Source organism: Flavobacterium sp. BFFFF1, from assembly GCF_002256285.1.
GTDB lineage: Bacteria > Bacteroidota > Bacteroidia > Flavobacteriales > Flavobacteriaceae > Flavobacterium.
On the sequence record NZ_NKJE01000006.1, the window covers coordinates 1 to 384 of the forward strand.

Annotated in this window: 1 protein-coding gene; it reads left to right on the forward strand. The window is 52.1% G+C overall.

The window, feature by feature from the left end; genetic code table 11:
• The coding region (locus CFE23_RS05150; RefSeq protein WP_291085450.1) for an alpha-amylase family glycosyl hydrolase at nucleotides 1-384 on the forward strand (384 nt) is incomplete at both ends.

The window sequence follows — 384 nt, forward strand, 5'->3', positions numbered from 1 at the left end:
GCACCTCGGCTCCTGGCGCCGCAATGCCGAAGGCAAATTCCTGACCTACCTCGAACTCGCCGACCAATTGGTAGCCTACGTAAAAGAAACCGGATTCACCCACGTTGAATTCATGCCGGTCATGGAATATCCATACGACCCTTCCTGGGGTTATCAGCTTGTTGGCTATTTTGCACCCACATCGCGTTTCGGGAAACCACAGGATTTTATGCTTTTGGTAGACAAATTCCACCAGGCCGGAATAGGGGTAATCCTCGATTGGGTGCCGTCCCATTTTCCGGATGACGCACACGGACTCGGTTTCTTCGATGGGTCAAATCTCTACGAACACCCCGACCGCCGCAAAGGATATCACCCCGACTGGAAAAGCCTCGTATTCAATTA